Raw genomic sequence first — 20,479 nt, forward strand, 5'->3', positions numbered from 1 at the left:
ATCTCACGTCCCAAGAAGAAGTTTCTTGCCCGCCTTTGAAATCCAGGAGCCTTCGTTTTCATTCGGCGAAAGGCCGCCCGACTTCAGAAGCTTGAAAGAATCGGCATACCAACGGCTATCCGGATAGTTGTGGCCGAGAACGGCGGCTGCCGTCTGCGCTTCCTGAACGATGCCCATGGCGTAGTAGGCTTCGACCAGGCGCGCCAGCGCTTCTTCGATCTGATTCGTCGTCGGGTATTGTTCAACGACAATACGGAAGCGGGAGATGGCCGCAAGGTAATCCTTGCGTTCAAGATAGTAGCGGCCGATCTGCATTTCCTTGCCGGCGAGCTGGTCGCGGGCAAAACGGATCTTGGCCTGCGCATCGCTGACATATTGCGAGTTCGGATAGTTGGTGACGACCTTGCTCATCGCCTCGATCGTCTGCTGCGCCGCGCGCTGATCCTGCGTCACGCTGACGATCTGCTTGGCAAAGGACGAGCCGACGAGATACTGCACGTAATCGGCATCTTCGGAGCCGGGATACTGCTTGAGATAGCTATTGCCCGACTGCACGGCATCATCGTAACGGCCGGTGCGATACTTGACGAAGGTGCTCATCACCAGCGCCTTGCGCGCCCATTCGGAGAACGGCTGTTGCTGGTTGATGGCGTCGAACTTGCGTCCGGCTTCCGCCATGTTGCCGGCCTTGATGTTGGCAAGGCCTTGATTGTAGAGGGCTTCCGGCGGATCGGTCTCGACGCCAAGCTTGCTGATATCGATATCTTTATCTGTATTGCAACCCGTTACCACAGCACCGGTACCGGCCAGGAGAAGCGATACGAGCAAAGCCCGTGCTGTAATCTTCATGCTTTCAGACCCTGCAAAACCCATCGGATGACTGTCCCACTAGCCGTTGTTGCGGAAACGGCGTTCTCTCGCTGGCGTTTCTAGCCGCAAAAGCACCATCAGGGCAACGCAATGATGAAGCATTAACGCATTTTTGTGGCAAAGCCCGCCGAATGGCGGGCTTTAACCGCTGTATTGACAAGAGATTTCTTTCCAGGCCACTCGAATGCGAAAAAGTGCTCGACATCCAGACGTCACCCGCGAATCTCCTGTTAAAAAAAGAGCCGCCCCCTTGCGGGAGCGGCGACTTTGCTCATCTGGATTTCTGGAGGTCACGCCGACCAGGGAGCGAATTCGGCAGCATTCACGGTGACGAAATCGCGGCTGTGCGCGCGCTGGCGCGGTGCCGAGGTTTCGACGACGTCATAGGCGGAAGGATCGCTGAGCAGCGCCTTCAGTGCGTTTGCATTCATGCGATGTCCGCCGCGATAGGAGCGGTAGCAGCCGATGAACTGGGTGCCGGCCAACGCCAGATCGCCAACGGCATCCAGCGTCTTGTGGCGGACGAACTCGTCCTTGGCGTAACGCAGGCCTTCAACATTGATCACCGTGTTGTCGTCGGAGATGACGACGGAATTTTCCAGCGAAGAGCCGAGCGCATGACCAGAAGCCCAGAGACGCTCAACGTCACGCATGAAACCGAAGGTACGGGCACGCGACAGCTCGGTCTTGAAGGTCTCGGCGGTCATGTCGCCTTCCCACTTCTGGCGGCCAATCAGCGGGCAATCGAAATCGATCTCGACCTCGAAGCGCGTGCCGTCATAGGGGCGGAACTCGCACCAGGAACCACCGGCTTCGATACGAACCGGCTTGGTTACGCGGATATAACGACGCTTAACACCGAGCGAGACGATGCCGACCTGCTCGAAGGCCTCGATGAAGGGATAGGAGCTGCCGTCCATGATCGGCATTTCCGCGCCGCTGACTTCGACGATGACATTGTCCAGGCCGATCGCATAGATCGCCGCCATGACATGCTCGACCGTCGCGACCGAGCGCGCGGGAGAGAAACCGAGAACCGTGCAAAGATCGGTATTGCCGACCTGCGAGGAAACCGCGCGCAGTTCCGTCACGTCGCCATTGTCATGCATACGCTGAAAAATGACGCCGGCGCCGGCTTCGGCCGGGTAGAACGTAATCGACACATCAGCGCCGGAATGAACGCCGATACCCGAAAGTGTCACAGGGTTCGCAATGGTGGTCTGAAAACCCAGCAATCCGATTGCCATATAAAATCTGCCTTCGTCTGCCTGTACCAGACCGGGCGGTCATCTTTGGACCTTGCCCTCGTTGCTGGTTCAGTCTGTTACCTACTCTACGGAAACCACATACAGTCATTGATGAATGCGATTCCGCAGGCTCACTTGCCCTTTACATACGCGCGGGGGGATCGCATTCCAAATCACTGTTTCTTTCGCTTTGTTACGAAAGCAGATGATTGAATTTGCTAAGTAATTTTAGGATTAAAGAGAGGGCCCAAAAAAAGAAATCCGGGGCTCTCGAGCCCCGGATTCACCAAACATGGTTAGCATCCTATTAAAAGGATGTCTTGGACCGGATCAGTTCGACTGCCGGCGCAGGAAGGCCGGAATTTCGAGCTGGTCGTCTTCCTGGTTCGTCATGCGAGCCTGCGGAACCTGGCGGCCCTGGTCGTCGAGCTGGCCACGACGCGGTGCGTAGAGGCTGGCTTCCGGCGACGGAGCGCGGCGCTGCTGCGGGGCAGCAGCCGGAGCCGGAGACGTCATGTCGTTGAAGGCCGGGTCCTCGTCACGGCGGCCAAGCGAATTGGTGATTCGCTTCAGCAGGCCCATCGGACCACGCTCTTCGGCCGCCTGGGCGGTAGCTGGCTGAGCCCGATGTTCCATTTCGGCCTTAACAACCGGAGGAAAATCCTCAACCTTCGGCATGCGAACCTGCTCGACAGCCTGTCGGACGATCGGCTGCTGCATCACCGGCTGCTGGTGCATGGCCGGCTGCGGCTGAACCGGAGCCTGACGCACTGGCTGAGCCTCGGGCGCGGCAGCGAAGATGCGGCTCTGCGGACGGAAGCTTTCGTCCTGAGCGACAGCCTGCTGCATGACCGGCTGCTGAGCGGGAGCCTGGCGAGCACCCATCTGGATGTCCAGCTCGCGTTCCATGTCGGCTTCCGCCATGCGAATGGTCTGCGCGATCGGGTCGACGGCTCTCTGAGCCGGCGCGGCAGGAGCCTGATTGACCTGAGCCTGTGCGGTATGGGCCTGCGCGACATGGGCAGGCTGGGCTGCGGCCGCTGCCGGAGCGGCGGCCGCGGAGGGACGGATAGCCGGCTTCGCGGCCTGACGGAATTCCATATTCCTTTCGGCCGCTTCGTTCATCGCGCGATCGATGCCCGTCGCAACAACGGAGACGCGGATGATGCCTTCCAGCGATTCGTCGAAAGTGGCGCCGAGGATGATGTTGGCGTCCGGATCGACTTCCTCACGGATGCGGGTCGCGGCTTCGTCGACTTCGAACAGCGTAAGGTCACGGCCGCCGGTGATCGAGATCAGCAGGCCCTGCGCACCCTTCATCGAGGTTTCGTCGAGCAGCGGATTGGCGATAGCCGCTTCCGCGGCCTGCATCGCGCGGCCCTGGCCAGAAGCCTCGCCGGTGCCCATCATGGCGCGGCCCATTTCGCGCATGACCGAACGGACGTCAGCGAAGTCGAGGTTGATGAGACCTTCCTTCACCATCAGGTCGGTGATGCAGGCAACGCCCGAATAGAGAACCTGGTCGGCCATCGAGAACGCGTCGGCGAAGGTCGTCTTGTCGTTAGCGATACGGAACAGGTTCTGGTTCGGAATGACGATCAGCGTGTCGACCGACTTCTGCAGTTCCTGGATGCCCATTTCAGCCAGCCGCATGCGGCGGCCGCCTTCGAAGTGGAACGGCTTGGTGACGACGCCGACTGTCAGGATGCCCTTGTTGCGAGCTGCCTGCGCAACGACCGGCGCAGCGCCTGTGCCGGTACCGCCGCCCATGCCGGCTGTGACGAAGCACATGTGGGTGCCGTTCAGGTGGTCGATGATTTCGTCGATGCACTCTTCAGCGGCGGCACGGCCGACTTCCGGCTGCGAACCAGCACCGAGGCCTTCGGTGACGTTAACGCCGAGCTGGATGATCCGCTCCGCCTTCGTCATCGTCAAAGCCTGTGCATCCGTATTGGCGACGACGAAATCGACGCCCTGCAAGCCTGCCGTGATCATGTTGTTGACGGCATTGCCGCCGCCGCCACCAACACCGAACACGGTGATCCGCGGCTTCAGCTCGGTGATATCTGGCTTATGCAGCTTGATAGTCATTGTACCCGTTCCTTCTCTTTATGGCCGCATCGCCACGCCGGCCAATTCACTATATTTCATTCGCCTGACCCCTGCCCGGAAAGCGCTTGTCGCGATCCGGGATCAGGCACTCAGAAACTCTCCTTCAGCCATTGGCCAACGCGACCGATACGGCTGTTGTTACCTCCAAGCGACGAGAGCAGACCGCTGCCCGCCGCGTGTGTCTCCATGTCCGCGACCTGCGGATAGATCATCAGTCCGACCGCTGTTGAAAAAGCCGGTCCCTTGGCCGCCGTCGGCAGGCCGGACACGCCCATCGGGCGACCGATGCGGACGTTGCGGGCGAGAATGCGCCTTGCCACGTCCGGCAGACCGGTCAACTGGCTGGCGCCGCCCGTCAGCACGACGCGCTTGCCGACGATCGGGCTGAAGCCCGAGCGCTGGATACGGTCGCGGATCAGCTCCAGCGTCTCTTCGATGCGGGCTCTGACGATGCGCGACACCAGCGCCTTCGGCACCTGTGTCGGCTGGTCGCGGTCATCCTCGCCGATCGGCGGGATGGAAATCAGTTCGCGCTCTTCCGAGGAATTGGCGAGCGCCGAGGCATGCACCACCTTCAGCCGCTCGGCGTCCTCGATACGGGTCGAAAGGCCCCGCGCAAGGTCGGTGGTGACGTGATGGCCGCCAAGGCTGACGGCATCGGTGTGCACAAGCTTGCCTTCGGCAAAGACCGAGATCGTCGTCGTGCCGCCGCCCATGTCGATGGCGGCGCAGCCGAGCTCGACTTCGTCGTCGACGAGAGCGGCAAGCCCGCTGGCATAAGGCGTTGCAACCATGCCCTCGACCGACAGATGCGCCCGGTTGATGCAAAGCTCGAGATTGCGAAGCGCTGCCCGCTCGGCGGTCACGACATGCATGTCGACACCCAGCTCATCGCCGAACATCGCAAGCGGATCGCGGATGCCGCGTTCGCCGTCGAGCGAATAACCGGTTGCCAGCGAATGCAGTATCGCGCGTTCCTGGCGGAGCGACTGCTGGCAAGCGGCGGAAAGAACCTTCTTCAGGTCGTTGGCTTCGACTTCTTGGCCGCCGAGATCGATGGTGGCGGTATAGATGTCGCTGCCGAGACGACCGGCGGAAACATTGACGATCAGGCTGTCGACCGTGAGGCCGGCCATGCGCTCGGCAGCATCCACCGAGAGACGGACGACGTTTTCCAACGCATCGAGATCGGCGATCACACCGGTCTTAATCCCGCGCGAGCGCTGATGGCCAATGCCGATGATCTCGATATTATGCGTGCGGTTCGGAAGAACCTGGCTTTCCTCGCGTGGCGTCAACCGGCCGATCATGCAGACCACCTTGGTCGAGCCGATGTCGAGGACCGATACGATATGCGACCGCTTGGAGGACAGCGGCTTCAGACGCGGCAGACCGAAATGGGACGAACTGAACAAGCTCATGTATCCTGCCCTGCTTTCTTCAAAGCCTTGGTTCTTGCATCCACCGCCGCCTGGCGGCGAACCACTGCATCCGGTGTCAATTCAATGGCCATGCGATCGTCGAGACGAAGATCCACGGCCGCGATATCGCGCTGCAACAGGTTCTGATCCTTGTCGATCTTGGTCAGCCGAGCCAACGCGCCGTCGATGTTGTCTTCCGGCAATTTGATGATCACGCCATTGTCGAGATAGAGATCCCAACGGCGGCCGGCGACACGCACGAATGCTTTTACATGATCGCGAACATCCGGCCACTTGGCGAAAGCCTGGTCGATCGACGCCGCAGCCGTCTCCGCGTCACGGCCGACGAAAAGTGGCAGCTTGGCGAATTTGTTGTCGCGCAACGGCGCGATGACGCTGCCATCCTTCTGGATCAACGAGAGTTCGGAACCATGCTGCCAGATGGCGTAAGCCTTGCGCTCCGTGAGCTTCACTTCGATGGCCTTCGGGTAGACCTTGCGGACCTCGACGTTCTCCACCCATGGCAAATTAGCGATCTTCTGGCGCGCCGCATCGGCATCGAGCGCCACCAGCGACGTGGTGCCATCAAGACCGAGAAGCTGCAGGATTTCGATTTCCGAGGTCTGATCGTTGCCGGAAACCTTTACATCCTCGATGGCAAAGCCGGCAGCCGACGTCGTTGCCTGCGCGACATCCTGCGCATGACCACCAATCGACATACCATAGAGGCCGGTCGCAGCGAACAAAGCCAGCGCGGAGACAGTGCCGGTATGCGCCGGAATATTGACGCGACCCGAACCGAGACTCACGAGGAAGCGCACAACGCGACGCATCGGCCGAGGCAATACAAATGCGTCCTCGACATCATCGATCTCGAGCTGGACACGGTGGCGGGACCGCCTGATATTTTTGACCGTCAGCGCGAACAAGACGCGTCCTCCACCATCCACCGGAGAAATTCACCAAAAGAGTAGCCGGCGTGAGCCGCCATTTCGGGCAACAGCGAGGTAGGCGTCATGCCCGGCTGGGTATTGATTTCCAACCAGATAAGCTCACCCTCTTCGGAGAAGCGATCGTCAAAACGGAAGTCAGACCGGCTGACGCCACGGCAGCCGATAGCTTGATGCGCCCTTAACGCCAATAATTGTATCTTTTGGTAAAGATTCGGTGAAATTTCCGCCGGGATGACGTGTTTTGATCCACCAGCAGCATATTTGGAGTCGTAGTCGTAGAAGCTATGCCCCTGCGGCACGATCTCGGTGACGCCAAGCACCACATCGCCCATGACACCGCAAGTTAGCTCGCGACCATGGATATAACGCTCGACGAGAACCTCGTCGCCATATCGCCATTCGGACGAGGTAACGATCTGAGGCGGATGCGCCTGGTCTTCCTTGACGATCACGACGCCAAAGCTGGACCCCTCCCGTACCGGCTTGACGACATAAGGCGGCACCATCGGATGCTCGCCGGCAATCGCAAAGCGATTCAGGACAAGCGAAGCAGCAACAGGAATGCCGGCCGCAGCCGCAACGGTTTTGGCGCGCGCCTTATCCATCGCCAGCGCCGAAGCCATCACGCCGGAATGCGTGTAGGGAATCTGCAGATATTCGAGGACACCCTGGATCGTACCATCTTCACCGAAGGGACCATGCAGAGCATTGAAAACGACATCGGGCTTCAGATCGCCAAGGCGCACGGACACGTCGCGCTCAACGTCGACGCGCGTAACACGATAACCTTCGGCCTCCAGGGCATCAGCGCATGCTTTTCCCGAAGACAGGCTGACAGGCCTCTCCGAGGAAAATCCGCCCAAAAGGACAGCCACATGCTTGCCACCCATCAATACCCCCAGTTCACCATCTTCAACTGACGTCCGCTCGGTCCGCCTGGCAGCGATTCTCGCCACCTCTTCTGTGACCCGATTAGAACGACATTAAGGTTAATGAAGCGTTTACTTTCGTTAACTTCTGACCGCTCTCGCTGAAATCGATTTTCTCGAATCAAATCGACCTAAAGAATTCTGCCATTAGAATCAGAGAGTTGCTACTTTGGAAATATCCATCTTTAGATTTTTTAAACAAACAGGCCCGCGACGGGGTGTCCGGCGCGGGCCTGAGTAAGCATTCTGACGCCCGATCTCAGTCTTTATCGTCGACCAATTTCCAGACGAGCCCGCCGATCGCCCCGCCGACGATCGGAGCCACCCAGAACAACCAAAGCTGCTGCAACGCCCAGCCACCGACGAACAATGCCTGCCCCGTCGAACGAGCCGGATTGACCGAGGTATTGGTGATCGGGATCGAGATCAGGTGGATCAGCGTCAGCGCGAGGCCGATGGCGATCGGCGCGAACCCAGCCGGCACCTTGCTGCTGGTCGAACCGAGAATTACGACCAGGAAGAACAATGTCAGGACGATTTCGGCAACCAGTGCCGAAACCAGCGAATAGCCGCCCGGCGAATGCTCACCATAACCATTGGCCGCAAAGCCGCCGAGCTGGAAATCCGCCTTACCGCTGGCGATCAGATAAAGCACCGCCGCCGCCGCGATAGCGCCGATTACCTGTGCGACGATATAAGGAATGAGCTGCGAACCTGGGAAACGGCCCGCAACCGTAAGGCCGACGGAAACCGCCGGATTGAAATGACCGCCCGACACACCGCCGACCGCAAAGGCCATGGTGAGTACGGTCAAACCGAACGCCAGTGCGACGCCCAGAAAACCAATGCCAAGTCCTGGAAACGCCGCTGCGAAGATTGCACTTCCGCAGCCGCCGAATACGAGCCAGAACGTCCCAAGAAACTCCGCAATAAGCTTTTTCTGCATGAACCCCTTCTCCTTTGCCCTAGACCAAAAGCGAAAGCCTGCCATTTGCGAAAAATAGGCCTTGCCCAACCCGCCGGCTGGATGCCTACGAAAACGGCAAACGCTCGCCTAACTGCTTGCGACTCAACGATTACGGCTAAATGGTAGCATGCATTTGTTGATTTCATGCTTTTTTAACATTTGCGCTGAACAAAAATTGCGCTAAGGACACGCGTTGCCTGCTGAGGCGGCATTTTAGCATCATATAAATTGGTGAAACCATGACTGACGCGATATCTCCCTTATCGCCGACCCCCTCGTCATCGAACAGCGTTGTTGCGAACTCCCCGGCGCGCGTTCTGATTGCGAGCCTTATCGGTACAACGATCGAATTCTTCGACTTCTATGTTTATGCGACGGCGGCGGTTATCGTCTTCCCCAAGCTATTCTTCCCCGCCAGCGACCCGACCTCGGCGACGCTGCAATCCTTCGCGACCTTCTCGATCGCTTTCTTCGCCCGACCAATCGGCGCGATGATCTTTGGTCACTTCGGCGACAGGGTCGGCCGCAAGGCAACGCTGGTGGCGGCATTGATGACCATGGGCCTTTCGACCGTCGTAATCGGCCTCCTGCCCGGCTATGAGTCGATCGGCATTCTTGCGCCGATATTGCTGGCGCTTTGCCGTCTCGGCCAGGGCCTCGGCCTCGGCGGTGAATGGGGCGGCGCGGTGCTGCTCGCAACGGAAAACGCGCCGGAGGGCAAGCGTAGCTGGTACGCCATGTTCCCGCAGCTCGGTGCACCCATCGGCTTCATTCTCTCCGCCGGTCTCTTCCTGATCCTGCGCGAAAGCATGACGGACGCGGATTTCCTCAGCTACGGCTGGCGCGTTCCCTTCCTGCTCAGCCTATTGCTGGTCGGCGTCGGCCTTTATGTTCGTCTGAAGATCACCGAAACGCCGGAATTCCGCCGCGCCATTGAAAAAGAGGAGCGTGTCTCCGTTCCGATCGTGGTGATTTTCCGCTCGCATTTCCGCAGCCTGATACTCGGCACTATCATTGCCGTCGCGACTTTCGTGCTCTTCTATCTGATGACGGCGTTTACGCTAAGCTGGGGCACCAGAGCACCCGGCAATGGGCAGTTGCCTTTGGGCCTCGGCTATTCACAGGCCCAGTTCCTGGTCGTCCAGCTCGTCGGCGTCGTCTTCTTCGGCCTGACGATCCCGATCTCCGGCCTGCTGTCGGACCGCTATTCGCGCCGGCTGATCCTTGGCCTGACGACGGTCGGCATTCTGATCTTTGGCCTGTTCTATGCGTCGCTGCTGACTGCCGGCCTCGCCGGCGCCTTTGCCTGCTCGATCATCGGCCTGGCACTGATGGGCTTCACCTACGGCCCGATCGGAGCGGCACTTTCCGCGCCCTTCCCGACGGCGGTGCGCTACACCGGGGCGTCGATGACCTTCAACCTCGGCGGCATCGTCGGCGCTTCGCTGGCGCCCTATATCGCCACCTGGCTGGCAACGAATTACGGCCTTGACTACGTTGGCTATTATCTTGCCGGCGCAGCCGCCCTGTCGCTCATCGGCATCCTGCTGTCGAGCAATGAAGAAATCTGAGAACTTCAGCATAACCAATTGAAAAGGCCGGGTGAAAACCCGGCCTTTTTTTGTTGATTCGATACATGAGGTCAAAGCGAATGGGGCGGGCTTATTCCGTTGTGACGCCTTGAAACGGGCGAACCTCGCGGCCGGGCATGAAGTTGCCGAGGCGCTTGATTTCCCATTCCAGCTTGACGCCCGACTTTTCGAAGACTTCACGGCGAACCTGCTCGCCGAGATATTCGAGATCGTAGCCGGTCGCCTGCTCCATGTTGATCATGAAATTGCAGTGCAGCGACGACATCTGGGCGCCACCAATCACGAGGCCGCGGCAACCGGCTTCGTCGATCAGCTTCCAGGCGGAAAGACCATCGGGGTTCTTGAAGGTCGAACCGCCGGTCTTTTCGCGGATCGGCTGCACTGTCTCGCGATGTGCTCTCACGGCATCCATTTCGGCCCGGATCTTGGTGCGATCCTCGGGATAGCCCTCGAAAAGAACGTGCGTGAAGATCAGATCGTCCGCTGCCGCCGAGTGACGATAGGTGTAGCCCATCTGGTCATTGGTCAGGACATGCTTCACGCCCTTACGGTCGACCGCATGCACCTCGACAACGCGATCGCATGTCTCGGCGCCGTTGGCGCCGGCATTCATGCGCGCAGCGCCACCGATGCCGCCGGGGATGCCGTAATAGAAGTGAAAGCCGCCGATGCCGTTATCCATCGCCATGGCGGCCACATGCTTGTCCGGGCAGATCGCGCCAGCCAGGATGCGGTTCTCCCCTGCAAGCTCGACCGAACCGAAGCCCTTGGCCGAAAGCCGCAGGACGACGCCGGGAATGCCGCCGTCGCGCACCAGAATATTCGACCCCACGCCAACTACCGTCAACGGCACTTCGTCCGGAAGCACCTTCAGGAAATCGATCAGATCGTCCGTATCATGCGGCTGGAACATCAGCTCCGCCAGCCCGCCGGCGCGGAACCACGTAACGCGATCCATCGGCGCATCCGGCGTCAGCCGACCCCTGATATCCTTCACGCTGTCGCCGAGCGACGCCAGAAGCTTTTCCCCATTTACCTGTTTCATGCGGACTTACCCGAGAGGCCTTCCAATTCCTTTGGCAATGATGCTGCCCAATATGTGATGCTGCCAGCCCCCAAGAGAACCACAAAATCATCCGGTTGCGCAATCTCTGCAATCAGAGGGGCAAGATCTTCCTGAGACGACATATAGCGCGCGTCGCGATGACCGCCAGCCTTGATGCGCGATACCAGCTCCTGCGAATCCACGCCCTCGATCGGATCTTCTCCGGCGGCATAGACCGGCGCGAGGAAAATGCTGTCGGCATCGTTGAAGCAGGCGGCGAATTCTTCGAACAGGCTCGACAGGCGCGAATAGCGATGCGGCTGATGAACGGCGATGACGCGGCCCTTGCACGCCTCGCGCGCCGCCTTCAGCACGGCCTTGATCTCGACCGGATGATGGCCGTAGTCGTCGAAGACCTTAACGCCATTCCATTCGCCAGTCAGCGTGAAACGGCGCTTGACGCCACCGAAGGAGGCAAGCCCCCTGGCGATGGCCTCGTTTGAGATGCCAAGCCGATTGGCGACGGCGACCGCAGCCGTTGCGTTGGAAATATTATGGCGACCCGGCATCGGCATGACGAGATCCTTGATATGGATCACCTTGCCGGTGCGGCGCCTACGGATTTCAATGTCGAATAGCGAGCGCGTGCCATCGATGCGGACATTCGCGAAGCGCACATCGGCTTGCGGGTTCTCGCCATAGGTGATGATCTTGCGATCTTCGATGCGGCCAACCAGGGACTGCACTTCCGGATGGTCGATGCAAAGGACACCGAAGCCATAGAACGGCACATTCTCGACGAACTGCCGGAAGGCGGCGCGCACGGCATCGAAATTGCCGTAGTGATCGAGATGCTCCGGGTCGATGTTGGTGACGACGGCAACGTCGGCGGGCAGCTTCAGGAAGGTACCGTCCGATTCGTCGGCCTCGACCACCATCCACTCGCCCTCGCCCATGCGGGCATTGGTGCCATAGGCGTTGATGATGCCGCCATTGATGACCGTCGGGTCGAGCCCGCCAGCTTCGAGCAGCGTCGCGACCAGCGAGGTGGTGGTCGTCTTACCATGCGTGCCGCCGATGGCGATGGCATTGCGGAAGCGCATCAGCTCGGCCAGCATCTCGGCGCGGCGCACCACCGGCAACAGCTTTTCGCGCGCGGCGGCGAGTTCCGGATTGCTTTTCTTGATGGCGGTGGAAACGACCACGACCTCGGCGTCGCCAAGGTTTTCCGCCTTATGACCGATATGGACCGGGATCCCCTTGTCGCGCAGCCGCTGTACGTTGGCGCTCTCCGACTGGTCGGACCCCTGCACGCGATGGCCGAGATTATGCAGCACCTCGGCGATACCACTCATCCCGATCCCGCCGATACCGATAAAATGCACAAGGCCAATGGCCTTCGGCAGCTTCATACGCCTGCCCCCTTGAATTCCTGAATTGAACGTTTTGCGGCAATAGCCTCAACGATATCGGCAAGCAAGCTTGCCGCATCCGGCTTACCAGCCTGCTTGGCCGCAGCCGCCATCTTCGCGAGCTTCTCCGGCATCGTCATCGCGCCGCGAAGAATGGTTGAAAGTTTCTCCGGCGTGAGCTCGGATTGCGGAATGACCTTGGCGCCGCCGGCCGCCGCCAAAGCCGCCGCATTGGCCGCCTGATCGTGATCGAGGGCATAGGGATAGGGCACCAGGATCGCCGGACGGCCGATGACAGCGAGTTCCGACACCGTCGAAGCGCCGGAACGGCAGAGAACGAGGTGGGCCGCACCGATGCGCTCGGCCATATCAGTGAAGAACGGTGCGATATCGGCACCCATCTCCAGCTTCCTGGTGCAGCTATTGACCGTTTCCATATCCTCGGGACGGACCTGCTGCGTAATACGCAGACGCTTGCGCAGCGGCTCCTCCAGCAGGCTGATGGCCGTCGGCACTGCCTTGGAAAAATACTGTGCGCCCTGGCTTCCGCCGAAGACGACCAGATTGAAGGGATCATCCGGAACGGATGGCACATAGGGTTGTTTGGCGGCTTCGATGACAGCCGGACGCACGGGATTGCCAGTCGTCACCGTCTTCTGCGGAAACGCGCCGCCGTTCTCCGGCAGGAAACCACCGGCGATCGCCTGCACGCGCGCGGCGAGCGCCTTATTGGCACGGCCCATCACGGCGTTCTGTTCATGGATCATCGCCGGCACGCCCATGCGGGTGGCGACCAGCAGCGGCGGCACGGTCGGATAACCGCCGAAGCCAACGACACAGAGCGGCTTGAGATTGCGGATCAGCTTGCGCGCGGCGCGCATGCCCGTCCACAGCGTCCAGAGCGACCTGGCGACCTTCACAGGGTTCTTCGAGCCGATCGTTGCCGATGGCACGACATGGATCTCGTCGGCCGGAAATTTGCCGGCATAACGCTCGGCGCGGCTGTCGGTGACGAGGTGCACGGAATAGCCGCGTTCCTTCAGCTTGTAGGCCAACGCCTCGGCCGGAAACACATGGCCGCCGGTTCCCCCGGCGGCAAGCAGGATAATGCCTTTACTCATAATCTTCGCTCCCGCGAATACCCCTCTACGCGGGGCATCTCCCTCATATAGGAAGCCGCCGCGGCTGCTTCATCGAAGCGCGTCATGCTTCCTTCATAAACCGCCATCTTCGCAAATGCGAACGGAGAATGGTCGAAAGCCGAGGGATGGGAATGAAGAATAGACAGCTCCAACACGATCACTCCGCCGGCAATCCATGCGTCACACGGAACTGGGTGCGGTCCTGAGCCCGTTTTTCCGGCCGATGGCGCGTCAGAGCCAGGATGAAGCCCGCCGTCACGCAGATGGCGGTCATCGACGAACCGCCATAGGAGATAAGCGGCAGGGTCATGCCCTTGGCCGGGAGCAGCTGCAGGTTCACGCCGACATTGATGATCGACTGGATGCCGATCTGCAGCACCAAGCCCGCGACGGCAAAGCGGTTGAAGTCGTTCTTTTCCTTGTAGGCGTGCGACAGCCCGCGCAGTACCAGGAAGGCGAAGATGCAGACCAGGACCATGCAGAAGACGGCGCCGAATTCTTCGGCTGCCACGGAGAAGATGAAGTCGGTATGGGCGTCCGGAATGATGCGCTTGACGATACCTTCGCCGGGACCGACTCCGAACCAGTTACCGTGAATGATGGCTTCCTTGGCGGTATCCACCTGAAACGTATCGCCCTCGCCGGTCAGGAACTTGTCGACGCGAAGCGCCACATGCGGAAAAACGTAATAGGCCGTCACGAAACCGCCGGCGCCGAGACCGCCTAGCACCGAAATCCACAGCCAGGGCATGCCAGCCATGAAGAACATGCCGCCCCAAACGGCGGTGGTGAGGATCGTCTGACCAAGGTCAGGCTGGGCGACGAGAAGTGCGGCAACGATACCGAAAAGGATAATGGCGAAGAGGTTGCCCGGAATCTCCGGCTGGCGCGCATGCTCGGCAAACAGCCAGGCACAAACGACGACGAAGGCCGGCTTCATGAATTCCGACGGCTGGACGGAGAGCGAGGCGATATTGACCCAGCGCCGCGATCCCTTGACCTCGATGCCGAAGAACAAGGCGAACAGCATCATTGCCAGTGAGACAATGAGCAGAATGACCGCCGTTCGCCGCACTTGCCGCGGCGTCATGAAGGAGATGCCGATCATCGCCGCGATCGCCGGAACCAGGAACAGGGCATGGCGCTTGACGAAATGGAAGGGTTCAAGCCCGATGCGCTCGGCAACAGCGGGCGACGCCGCGAAGGAGAGCATGAAGCCGATACCGATCAGCAGGACGAATAATGCCAGGAACACACGGTCGATGGTCCAGAACCATTCGGCCAAGGCCCCACGCTCAACGCGGCTTACCATATCATTTGCCTCCTGTTGCTGAACCAACCAGCATGGTGACACCCTCAATCGCAGCCACATGGCTGACGAAGGCGTCACCCCTGACCTCGAAATTCTTGTATTGGTCGAAGCTTGCGCAAGCCGGTGACAACATCACCGCCGCGTCATGCTCGTCCCTGTCCGCATCGTCAGCCGCGTGAGCGACCGCGCGCTCCAGCGTGCCGGAAATCTCGTAGGGCACCTGTTCCCCAAGCGTCGCCGCAAAGGCGGGCGCGGCCTCACCGATCAGATAGGCCTTGGCGATACGCGGAAAGAGCGGCGCTAGCGTCGTGATGCCACCCTCTTTCGGCAAGCCGCCGGCAATCCAATAGATGCGATCGTAGCTGGAGAGCGCAGGCGCGGCCGCTTCGGCATTGGTCGCCTTGGAATCATTGACGAAGACGACGCGACCCCGCCGAGCGACGGGCTGCATGCGATGCTTGAGGCCGGGAAACGATTGGAGCCCGGCACGAATATCATCGGCGGAAATCCCGACCGCCAGGCAGGCAGCGATCGCGGCGGCGGCATTCTGCGCATTGTGGCTGCCACGCAATGTCTGGATGCCGTCGAGATTAGCGATCTCCTCGATCGCGCAGGTCGACGCCTCGATGATGCGGCTGCCTTCCGCGTAAAGCCCATCAGCCAACGCATGCCGGCGCGAAATACGAACAACCTTGGCGCCCGCTCGCTCGATGCGGTCGGCGATCAGCGAGGAATAGCTGTCATCAACGCCAACGATGGCCACGCCACTGCCGGCCACCAGCCGTTCCTTGATGTCGGCATAGTGTTGCATCGTGCCGTGCCGGTCGAGATGATCGGGGGTCAGATTGAGCAGGATACCAGCGGATGGGTCAAGCGTCGGGGCAAGGTCGATCTGATAGGAGGAGCATTCGACAACGTAATAACGCTCCGCCTTTGGCGGCTCCAGCGTCAGAATAGCCGTGCCAATATTGCCGCCGAGCTGCGTGTCGCGGCCGCTCGATTGCAGGATATGGGCGATCAGCGCCGTCGTGGTGGATTTCCCGTTCGTGCCGGTGATGGCGATGAAGGGGCAATCCGGCGCATGCGCCCGCCGCTCCCGAACGAACAGCTCCACATCGCCGACGACCTCGACGCTAGCGGCGCGAGCAAGATCGACGGTCCAGTGCGGCTTCGGATGGGTCAGCGGCACGCCCGGCGACAACACGAAGACCGAGAGCGCGTTCCAGTCGATGGCTCTAAGATCGGCGACCGGAATCCCCTCGGCCAAAGCCTTTGCCACGCTATCGGGATTGTCGTCCCAGGCAGTCACCTCCGCGCCGCCGGCGACAAGCGCCCGCGCGGTGGCAAAGCCCGAGCCGCCGAGGCCGAACAGAGCGACCTTTTTTCCCTTGAGCGTGGTGACTGGGATCATCGCCGCCTCACCGGAGTTTCAAGGTGGAGAGGCCGACCATCGCCAGGATGACCGCGACGATCCAGAAGCGCACGACCACCTGGCTTTCCGTCCATCCCTTCTTTTCGAAGTGATGGTGGATCGGCGCCATCAGGAAGACGCGACGCCTGGTCATTTTGAAGAAGCCAACCTGGATGATCACCGAAAGCGCCTCCAGCACGAAGAGACCGCCGATGATCGCCATGACGATCTCATGCTTGGTGGCAACCGCCACCGAGCCGATCAGGCCGCCGAGCGCCAGCGAACCGGTATCGCCCATGAAAATGGCGGCCGGCGGCGCGTTGAACCAGAGGAACCCAAGACCGGCGCCGATAACAGCGCCAAGCACCACGGCCAATTCGCCGGTGCCGGGCACGAAGTTGATTGCCAGATAGTCGGCAAAGACGAAGTTGCCGGCGAGATAGGAGATGACGCCGAAGGACGCCGCGGCGATCATGACCGGCACGATGGCAAGCCCATCGAGCCCGTCGGTCAGGTTCACCGCATTACCGGCGGAAACGATGACGAAAGCACCGAACAACACGAAGAACATGCCGAGATTGAGCATAAAGCTCTTGAAGAACGGGAAGGCGACGGACGAACCGAAAGTCGAGCCGGCGGGACCGGAGGACAGCGCCGTGTTCATCATGAAGTAGACAGCGATCGCGGCAATGACGAATTCGATGCCAAGGCGGGCGCGACCGGAAAAGCCCTTGTCGCTCTGCTTCGTAACCTTGAGATAATCATCATAGAAACCGATGGCGCCGAAACCCAGGGTGACGAGCAAAGTCGCAACCACGTAGACGTTGGCAAGATCGGCCCACAGCAACGACGACACCACGATCCCCGCTAGGATCATCAGCCCGCCCATCGTCGGCGTACCGGCCTTCTTGAAGTGGGTCTGCGGGCCATCGGCGCGAATCGGCTGCCCCCTGCCCTGGCGCACGCGCAGTGAGGAAATGATTCGTGGTCCGAAGAGGAATACGATAAACGCCGAGGTGAACAAGGCGCCGCCTGTGCGGAACGTGATGTATCTGAACAGATTGAGAAATCTGAAGTGGGTACTGAAAAAATGAATATGGTCCGACAGTTCGGCAAGCCAGATTAGCATACGAGCCCTTTCTAAAGCCCCTGATGGGAGTGGGGCTCCGTGTCGGAGAATGCTGGAAACTTGTCAAGCAAAGCCGTCACGATCTTCCCGAAACCTGTCCCCAGCGACGATTTCACCATCAAGACGTCGCCAGGGGCGACGGAATTGAGTACGAATTCCGAGAGCTCTTCCGTGTTCTCGCGGTATTCGACATAAACACTTTCCGGCAGCGCATCCCTTAGCGCCGCCATCTCCGGACCCGCCAGCCAGACATGCTCAATGCCGGCCGCAAGCAGCGGCCCGGCAAGGTTGGCATGCACCCTCTGGGCATAATCCCCCATTTCCAGCATGTCGCCGAGAACGGCGATCCGCCTGCCCGCCCTGCTGCCGACATTTGCATCCGGCGATGACGTCGCCAAAAGCGCGATAGCCGCGCGCATGGAAGCAGGGTTTGCGTTGTAACTTTCATCGATCAGCGTGAAGTAGCCGTTGCCGACTATTCGCTTGTGGCGCTGCCCCCTGCCCTTTGCGGCCTGTAGCGTCGCCAGCGCATCGATCGCCTTGTCGAGATCGGCATCGACCAGCATCACAGCCCCAAGGGCGGCTAGCGCGTTTTCCGCGATATGCCGTCCGGGCGCGCCGATCGCCACTTCCATCGTCTCGCCGCCGATCGTCAGCCACAGCGTCGAATTTTCTTCCGAGGCATTGAACTCCGCCAGCCGCACATCCGCCTTGGCGTGCTGGCCGAAGCTATGCACATGCTCGACACCGGCGGCCAATGCGGCCCGCTCCAGAAATTCGAACTGGTCGTTGTCGCGGTTGAGGATGACATGACCACCCGGCACGACGCCGTCGAAGATCTCCGCCTTGGCGGCGGCTATTTCCGTGATGCTCTTGAAATTGCCGAGATGAGCCGGCGCGATCGTGGTAACGATCGCCACATGCGGTTGCACCATCCTGGCAAGCGGCCGGATCTCCTCCGGATGGTTCATCCCGACTTCGAAGACCCCGAAGTCCGTATCCTCGGGCATGCGCGCCAAAGTCAGCGGCACGCCCCAGTGATTGTTGAAGGAGGCGACGGAGGCATGCACCTTGCCGGAAGGCAAGAGCGTCTGGCGCAGCATTTCCTTAGTCGTCGTCTTGCCGACCGATCCAGTGACGGCGATGATTTTCGCCTGTGTGCGCTGACGGGCGGCAACACCCAATCTCCCGAGCGCCGCCAGGACGTCGTCGACAACGATCTTCGGCACAGTCAGCCGACCCATGGCCGGTAGCCGCGCCTCGCTGATGACGATCAACGCCGCGCCATTGGCCATCGCCAGGTTCGCATAGTCATGGCCATCGACACGATCGCCCTTGATAGCGAAGAAAGCTTCGCCGGGCTTGATCGAGCGGCTATCGATGGAAATCCCCGTAATGCCTTCAGGCATCGCCCCGAAGGAGCGGCCTACAATGGCGGCGATCATGTCTTCAGTTGTCCAAAGCCAGCTCAAGACTTTACCTCCTCCAATGCTTTGTGCAGTTCGGCATGGTCGGAGAAAGGCAGCGTAATGCTGCCGATCGTCTGACCTTCCTCATGCCCCTTGCCCGCGACAATCAACGTGTCACCGGATTTCAACATGCTAACCGCCTCGCGGATCGCCTCGGCGCGATCGGCGATCTCGGTGGCGCAGGATGCCGCCGCCATGATCTCGGCGCGGATCGCCGCCGGCTCTTCCGAGCGCGGATTGTCATCGGTGACGATGACCACGTCGGCCAGACGGCAGGCAATTTCGCCCATGATCGGCCGCTTGCCGCGATCGCGGTCACCGCCGCAACCGAAGACGACAATGATGCGGCCGGTGGTGAACGGCCGTACGGAATTCAGCACATTTTCCAAGGCATCCGGCTTATGCGCGTAGTCGACATAGGCAAGCGCGCCGTCATGGGTATGGCCGACAAGCTCCAACCGACCGGCAGCGCCCACGAGCTTTTCCAGCGCCGCCATGGCAACCGGCGCGGAAACGCCGGTGGATATGGCAAGGCCCGCCGCGACAAGCGCGTTGGCAACTTGGAAATCGCCGGCAAGGGGAATGTGAATCTCGAAAATGTCGTCGCCGACATGGACTTCCGCGATCTGCTTGTGACGGAAATGCTCGACGCGCTTCAGCGCCAGGAATTCGCCCTTGCGGCCGACGGTGCGTATGTCCTGCCCGGCATCGCGCGCGGCGGCAATCGCCTCGCCCGACCATGGGTCATCGGCAAAGATAACAGCCGGCGAGCCCTTGGGCAGCAGATCCCGGAACAGGCGCATCTTGGCGGCCATGTAATCCTCGACCGTCGGATGATAGTCCATGTGGTCGCGGCCAAGATTGGTGAATGCGGCGGCGGCCAGCCTGACGCCATCGAGGCGGAATTGGTCGAGGCCGTGACTGGAGGCTTCCATCGCCGCATGGGTCACGCCTTCGTCGGCAAGCGCTGCGAGCAATTGGTGCAGCGATACCGGATCAGGCGTCGTCAGCGAGCCGTAATCGTTGCGTGTCGGCGACACGACGCCGGTCGTGCCGATCATCGCGGCCGGATGACCGGCATATGCCCAGATCTGACGGGTGAAGGAAGCAACCGAGGTCTTACCGGCGGTGCCAGTGACGGCAACCATCGTTTCGGGCTGCTTGCCATAAAAGCGTGAAGCGGCAACGGCGAGAAAACGGCGTGGCTCTGCAACGGTCAGAAGCGGCGCGCCAACTGCGGCTGCACCATGGCCGGCGACAACAACGGATGCGCCACGCGAAACAGCATCGGCAATGAAACTTGCGCCGTCAGCCTTCGTGCCGGCGACAGCGACGAACGCCATGCCCGGTGCAACCTTGCGACTGTCGGCGGAAAGGCCAGTTATCTCGATATCGCCAAGTGTCCCGCCGACCTGTCCGTTGAGTTCCGGAAACGCATTTCCGGCAATGTCCCGCAAGTTCATCGAAT

Annotated in this window: 16 protein-coding genes; 1 reads left to right on the forward strand and 15 read right to left on the reverse strand. The window is 60.5% G+C overall.

The window, feature by feature from the left end:
- Positions 1-3: 3 nt before the first annotated feature.
- The 7 genes from EX00_RS07620 to aqpZ form a co-directional block, all read right to left on the reverse strand.
- Positions 4-873, reverse strand: a complete 870-nt coding sequence (locus EX00_RS07620; RefSeq protein ID WP_202903700.1) for an outer membrane protein assembly factor BamD — start codon at positions 871-873, stop codon at positions 4-6.
- 287 nt (positions 874-1,160) lie between these two features.
- Positions 1,161-2,117 carry a UDP-3-O-acyl-N-acetylglucosamine deacetylase gene (gene lpxC, locus EX00_RS07625; RefSeq protein WP_047455670.1) on the reverse strand — a complete coding sequence of 319 codons (957 nt, stop codon included), beginning with the start codon at positions 2,115-2,117 and terminating at the stop codon, positions 1,161-1,163.
- A 330-nt stretch (positions 2,118-2,447) separates the two neighbouring features.
- Positions 2,448-4,208: a cell division protein FtsZ gene (gene ftsZ, locus EX00_RS07630; protein WP_047455672.1), complete on the reverse strand. Its 1,761-nt coding sequence runs from the start codon at positions 4,206-4,208 to the stop codon at positions 2,448-2,450.
- A gap of 110 nt (positions 4,209-4,318) precedes the next feature.
- The gene (gene ftsA / locus EX00_RS07635; protein WP_047455674.1) at positions 4,319-5,650 is read right to left on the reverse strand and encodes a cell division protein FtsA; all 1,332 of its coding nucleotides are present in this window, start codon (positions 5,648-5,650) and stop codon (positions 4,319-4,321) included.
- Positions 5,647-6,579, reverse strand: coding sequence for a cell division protein FtsQ/DivIB (locus EX00_RS07640; protein ID WP_047455676.1), 933 nt, complete (start codon positions 6,577-6,579; stop codon positions 5,647-5,649). Before EX00_RS07640 ends, ftsA begins: the two co-directional genes overlap by 4 nt.
- Positions 6,567-7,493, reverse strand: a complete 927-nt coding sequence (locus EX00_RS07645; protein ID WP_047455678.1) for a D-alanine--D-alanine ligase — start codon at positions 7,491-7,493, stop codon at positions 6,567-6,569. The genes EX00_RS07640 and EX00_RS07645 overlap by 13 nt, the downstream gene beginning before the upstream one ends.
- Positions 7,494-7,791: 298 nt before the next feature.
- Positions 7,792-8,478, reverse strand: a complete 687-nt coding sequence (aqpZ, locus tag EX00_RS07650; RefSeq protein WP_047455680.1) for an aquaporin Z — start codon at positions 8,476-8,478, stop codon at positions 7,792-7,794.
- Between the two features lie 260 nt (positions 8,479-8,738).
- Between aqpZ and EX00_RS07655 the strand changes: the two genes are divergently transcribed.
- On the forward strand, positions 8,739-10,070 hold the full coding sequence (locus tag EX00_RS07655) for an MFS transporter (RefSeq protein ID WP_047455682.1): 1,332 nt from the start codon (positions 8,739-8,741) through the stop codon (positions 10,068-10,070).
- A 91-nt stretch (positions 10,071-10,161) separates the two neighbouring features.
- Here EX00_RS07655 and murB read toward each other — a convergent pair whose 3' ends face one another.
- From murB to EX00_RS07700, 8 genes are all read right to left on the reverse strand, one after another.
- Positions 10,162-11,136: a UDP-N-acetylmuramate dehydrogenase gene (gene murB, locus EX00_RS07660; protein WP_047455684.1), complete on the reverse strand. Its 975-nt coding sequence runs from the start codon at positions 11,134-11,136 to the stop codon at positions 10,162-10,164.
- Entirely contained in the window at positions 11,133-12,548 is a 1,416-nt protein-coding gene (murC, locus tag EX00_RS07665; RefSeq protein ID WP_047455686.1) for a UDP-N-acetylmuramate--L-alanine ligase, read from the reverse strand. Before murC ends, murB begins: the two co-directional genes overlap by 4 nt.
- Positions 12,545-13,669, reverse strand: a complete 1,125-nt coding sequence (gene murG, locus EX00_RS07670; protein ID WP_047455687.1) for an undecaprenyldiphospho-muramoylpentapeptide beta-N-acetylglucosaminyltransferase — start codon at positions 13,667-13,669, stop codon at positions 12,545-12,547. Before murG ends, murC begins: the two co-directional genes overlap by 4 nt.
- A gap of 178 nt (positions 13,670-13,847) precedes the next feature.
- Positions 13,848-15,002 (reverse strand): putative lipid II flippase FtsW, encoded by a 1,155-nt coding sequence (gene ftsW / locus EX00_RS07680; protein ID WP_047455691.1) that lies wholly within the window; start codon positions 15,000-15,002, stop codon positions 13,848-13,850.
- A 1-nt stretch (position 15,003) separates the two neighbouring features.
- Positions 15,004-16,413 carry a UDP-N-acetylmuramoyl-L-alanine--D-glutamate ligase gene (gene murD, locus EX00_RS07685; RefSeq protein WP_047455693.1) on the reverse strand — a complete coding sequence of 470 codons (1,410 nt, stop codon included), beginning with the start codon at positions 16,411-16,413 and terminating at the stop codon, positions 15,004-15,006.
- A 7-nt stretch (positions 16,414-16,420) separates the two neighbouring features.
- Positions 16,421-17,542 (reverse strand): phospho-N-acetylmuramoyl-pentapeptide-transferase, encoded by a 1,122-nt coding sequence (mraY, locus tag EX00_RS07690; protein ID WP_047455695.1) that lies wholly within the window; start codon positions 17,540-17,542, stop codon positions 16,421-16,423.
- Positions 17,543-17,553: 11 nt separating this feature from the next.
- Complete coding sequence (locus EX00_RS07695) at positions 17,554-19,014, reverse strand: UDP-N-acetylmuramoylalanyl-D-glutamyl-2,6-diaminopimelate--D-alanyl-D-alanine ligase (RefSeq protein WP_047455697.1); 1,461 nt, start codon at positions 19,012-19,014, stop codon at positions 17,554-17,556.
- Positions 19,011-20,474, reverse strand: coding sequence for a UDP-N-acetylmuramoyl-L-alanyl-D-glutamate--2,6-diaminopimelate ligase (locus EX00_RS07700; protein WP_047455699.1), 1,464 nt, complete (start codon positions 20,472-20,474; stop codon positions 19,011-19,013). The genes EX00_RS07695 and EX00_RS07700 overlap by 4 nt, the downstream gene beginning before the upstream one ends.
- Positions 20,475-20,479: the final 5 nt, after the last annotated feature.

The sequence above is a fragment of the Martinezella rhizogenes genome (assembly GCF_000799715.1).
In the GTDB taxonomy this organism is placed as follows: Bacteria; Pseudomonadota; Alphaproteobacteria; order Rhizobiales; family Rhizobiaceae; genus Rhizobium; species Rhizobium rhizogenes_C.

Excerpts from the sequence above, each read along its gene's own strand:
- EX00_RS07620 (WP_202903700.1), bottom strand. The coding sequence starts at position 873 with ATGGGTTTTGCAGGGTCTGAAAGCATGAAGATTACAGCACGGGCTTTG.
- murD (WP_047455693.1), bottom strand. The coding sequence starts at position 16,413 with ATGATCCCAGTCACCACGCTCAAGGGAAAAAAGGTCGCTCTGTTCGGC.
- ftsA (WP_047455674.1), bottom strand. The coding sequence starts at position 5,650 with ATGAGCTTGTTCAGTTCGTCCCATTTCGGTCTGCCGCGTCTGAAGCCG.
- EX00_RS07700 (WP_047455699.1), bottom strand. The coding sequence starts at position 20,474 with ATGAACTTGCGGGACATTGCCGGAAATGCGTTTCCGGAACTCAACGGA.
- murG (WP_047455687.1), bottom strand. The coding sequence starts at position 13,669 with ATGAGTAAAGGCATTATCCTGCTTGCCGCCGGGGGAACCGGCGGCCAT.
- EX00_RS07655 (WP_047455682.1), top strand. The coding sequence starts at position 8,739 with ATGACTGACGCGATATCTCCCTTATCGCCGACCCCCTCGTCATCGAAC.
- EX00_RS07645 (WP_047455678.1), bottom strand. The coding sequence starts at position 7,493 with ATGGGTGGCAAGCATGTGGCTGTCCTTTTGGGCGGATTTTCCTCGGAG.
- lpxC (WP_047455670.1), bottom strand. The coding sequence starts at position 2,117 with ATGGCAATCGGATTGCTGGGTTTTCAGACCACCATTGCGAACCCTGTG.
- ftsZ (WP_047455672.1), bottom strand. The coding sequence starts at position 4,208 with ATGACTATCAAGCTGCATAAGCCAGATATCACCGAGCTGAAGCCGCGG.
- aqpZ (WP_047455680.1), bottom strand. The coding sequence starts at position 8,478 with ATGCAGAAAAAGCTTATTGCGGAGTTTCTTGGGACGTTCTGGCTCGTA.
- murC (WP_047455686.1), bottom strand. The coding sequence starts at position 12,548 with ATGAAGCTGCCGAAGGCCATTGGCCTTGTGCATTTTATCGGTATCGGC.
- mraY (WP_047455695.1), bottom strand. The coding sequence starts at position 17,542 with ATGCTAATCTGGCTTGCCGAACTGTCGGACCATATTCATTTTTTCAGT.
- murB (WP_047455684.1), bottom strand. The coding sequence starts at position 11,136 with ATGAAACAGGTAAATGGGGAAAAGCTTCTGGCGTCGCTCGGCGACAGC.
- ftsW (WP_047455691.1), bottom strand. The coding sequence starts at position 15,002 with ATGGTAAGCCGCGTTGAGCGTGGGGCCTTGGCCGAATGGTTCTGGACC.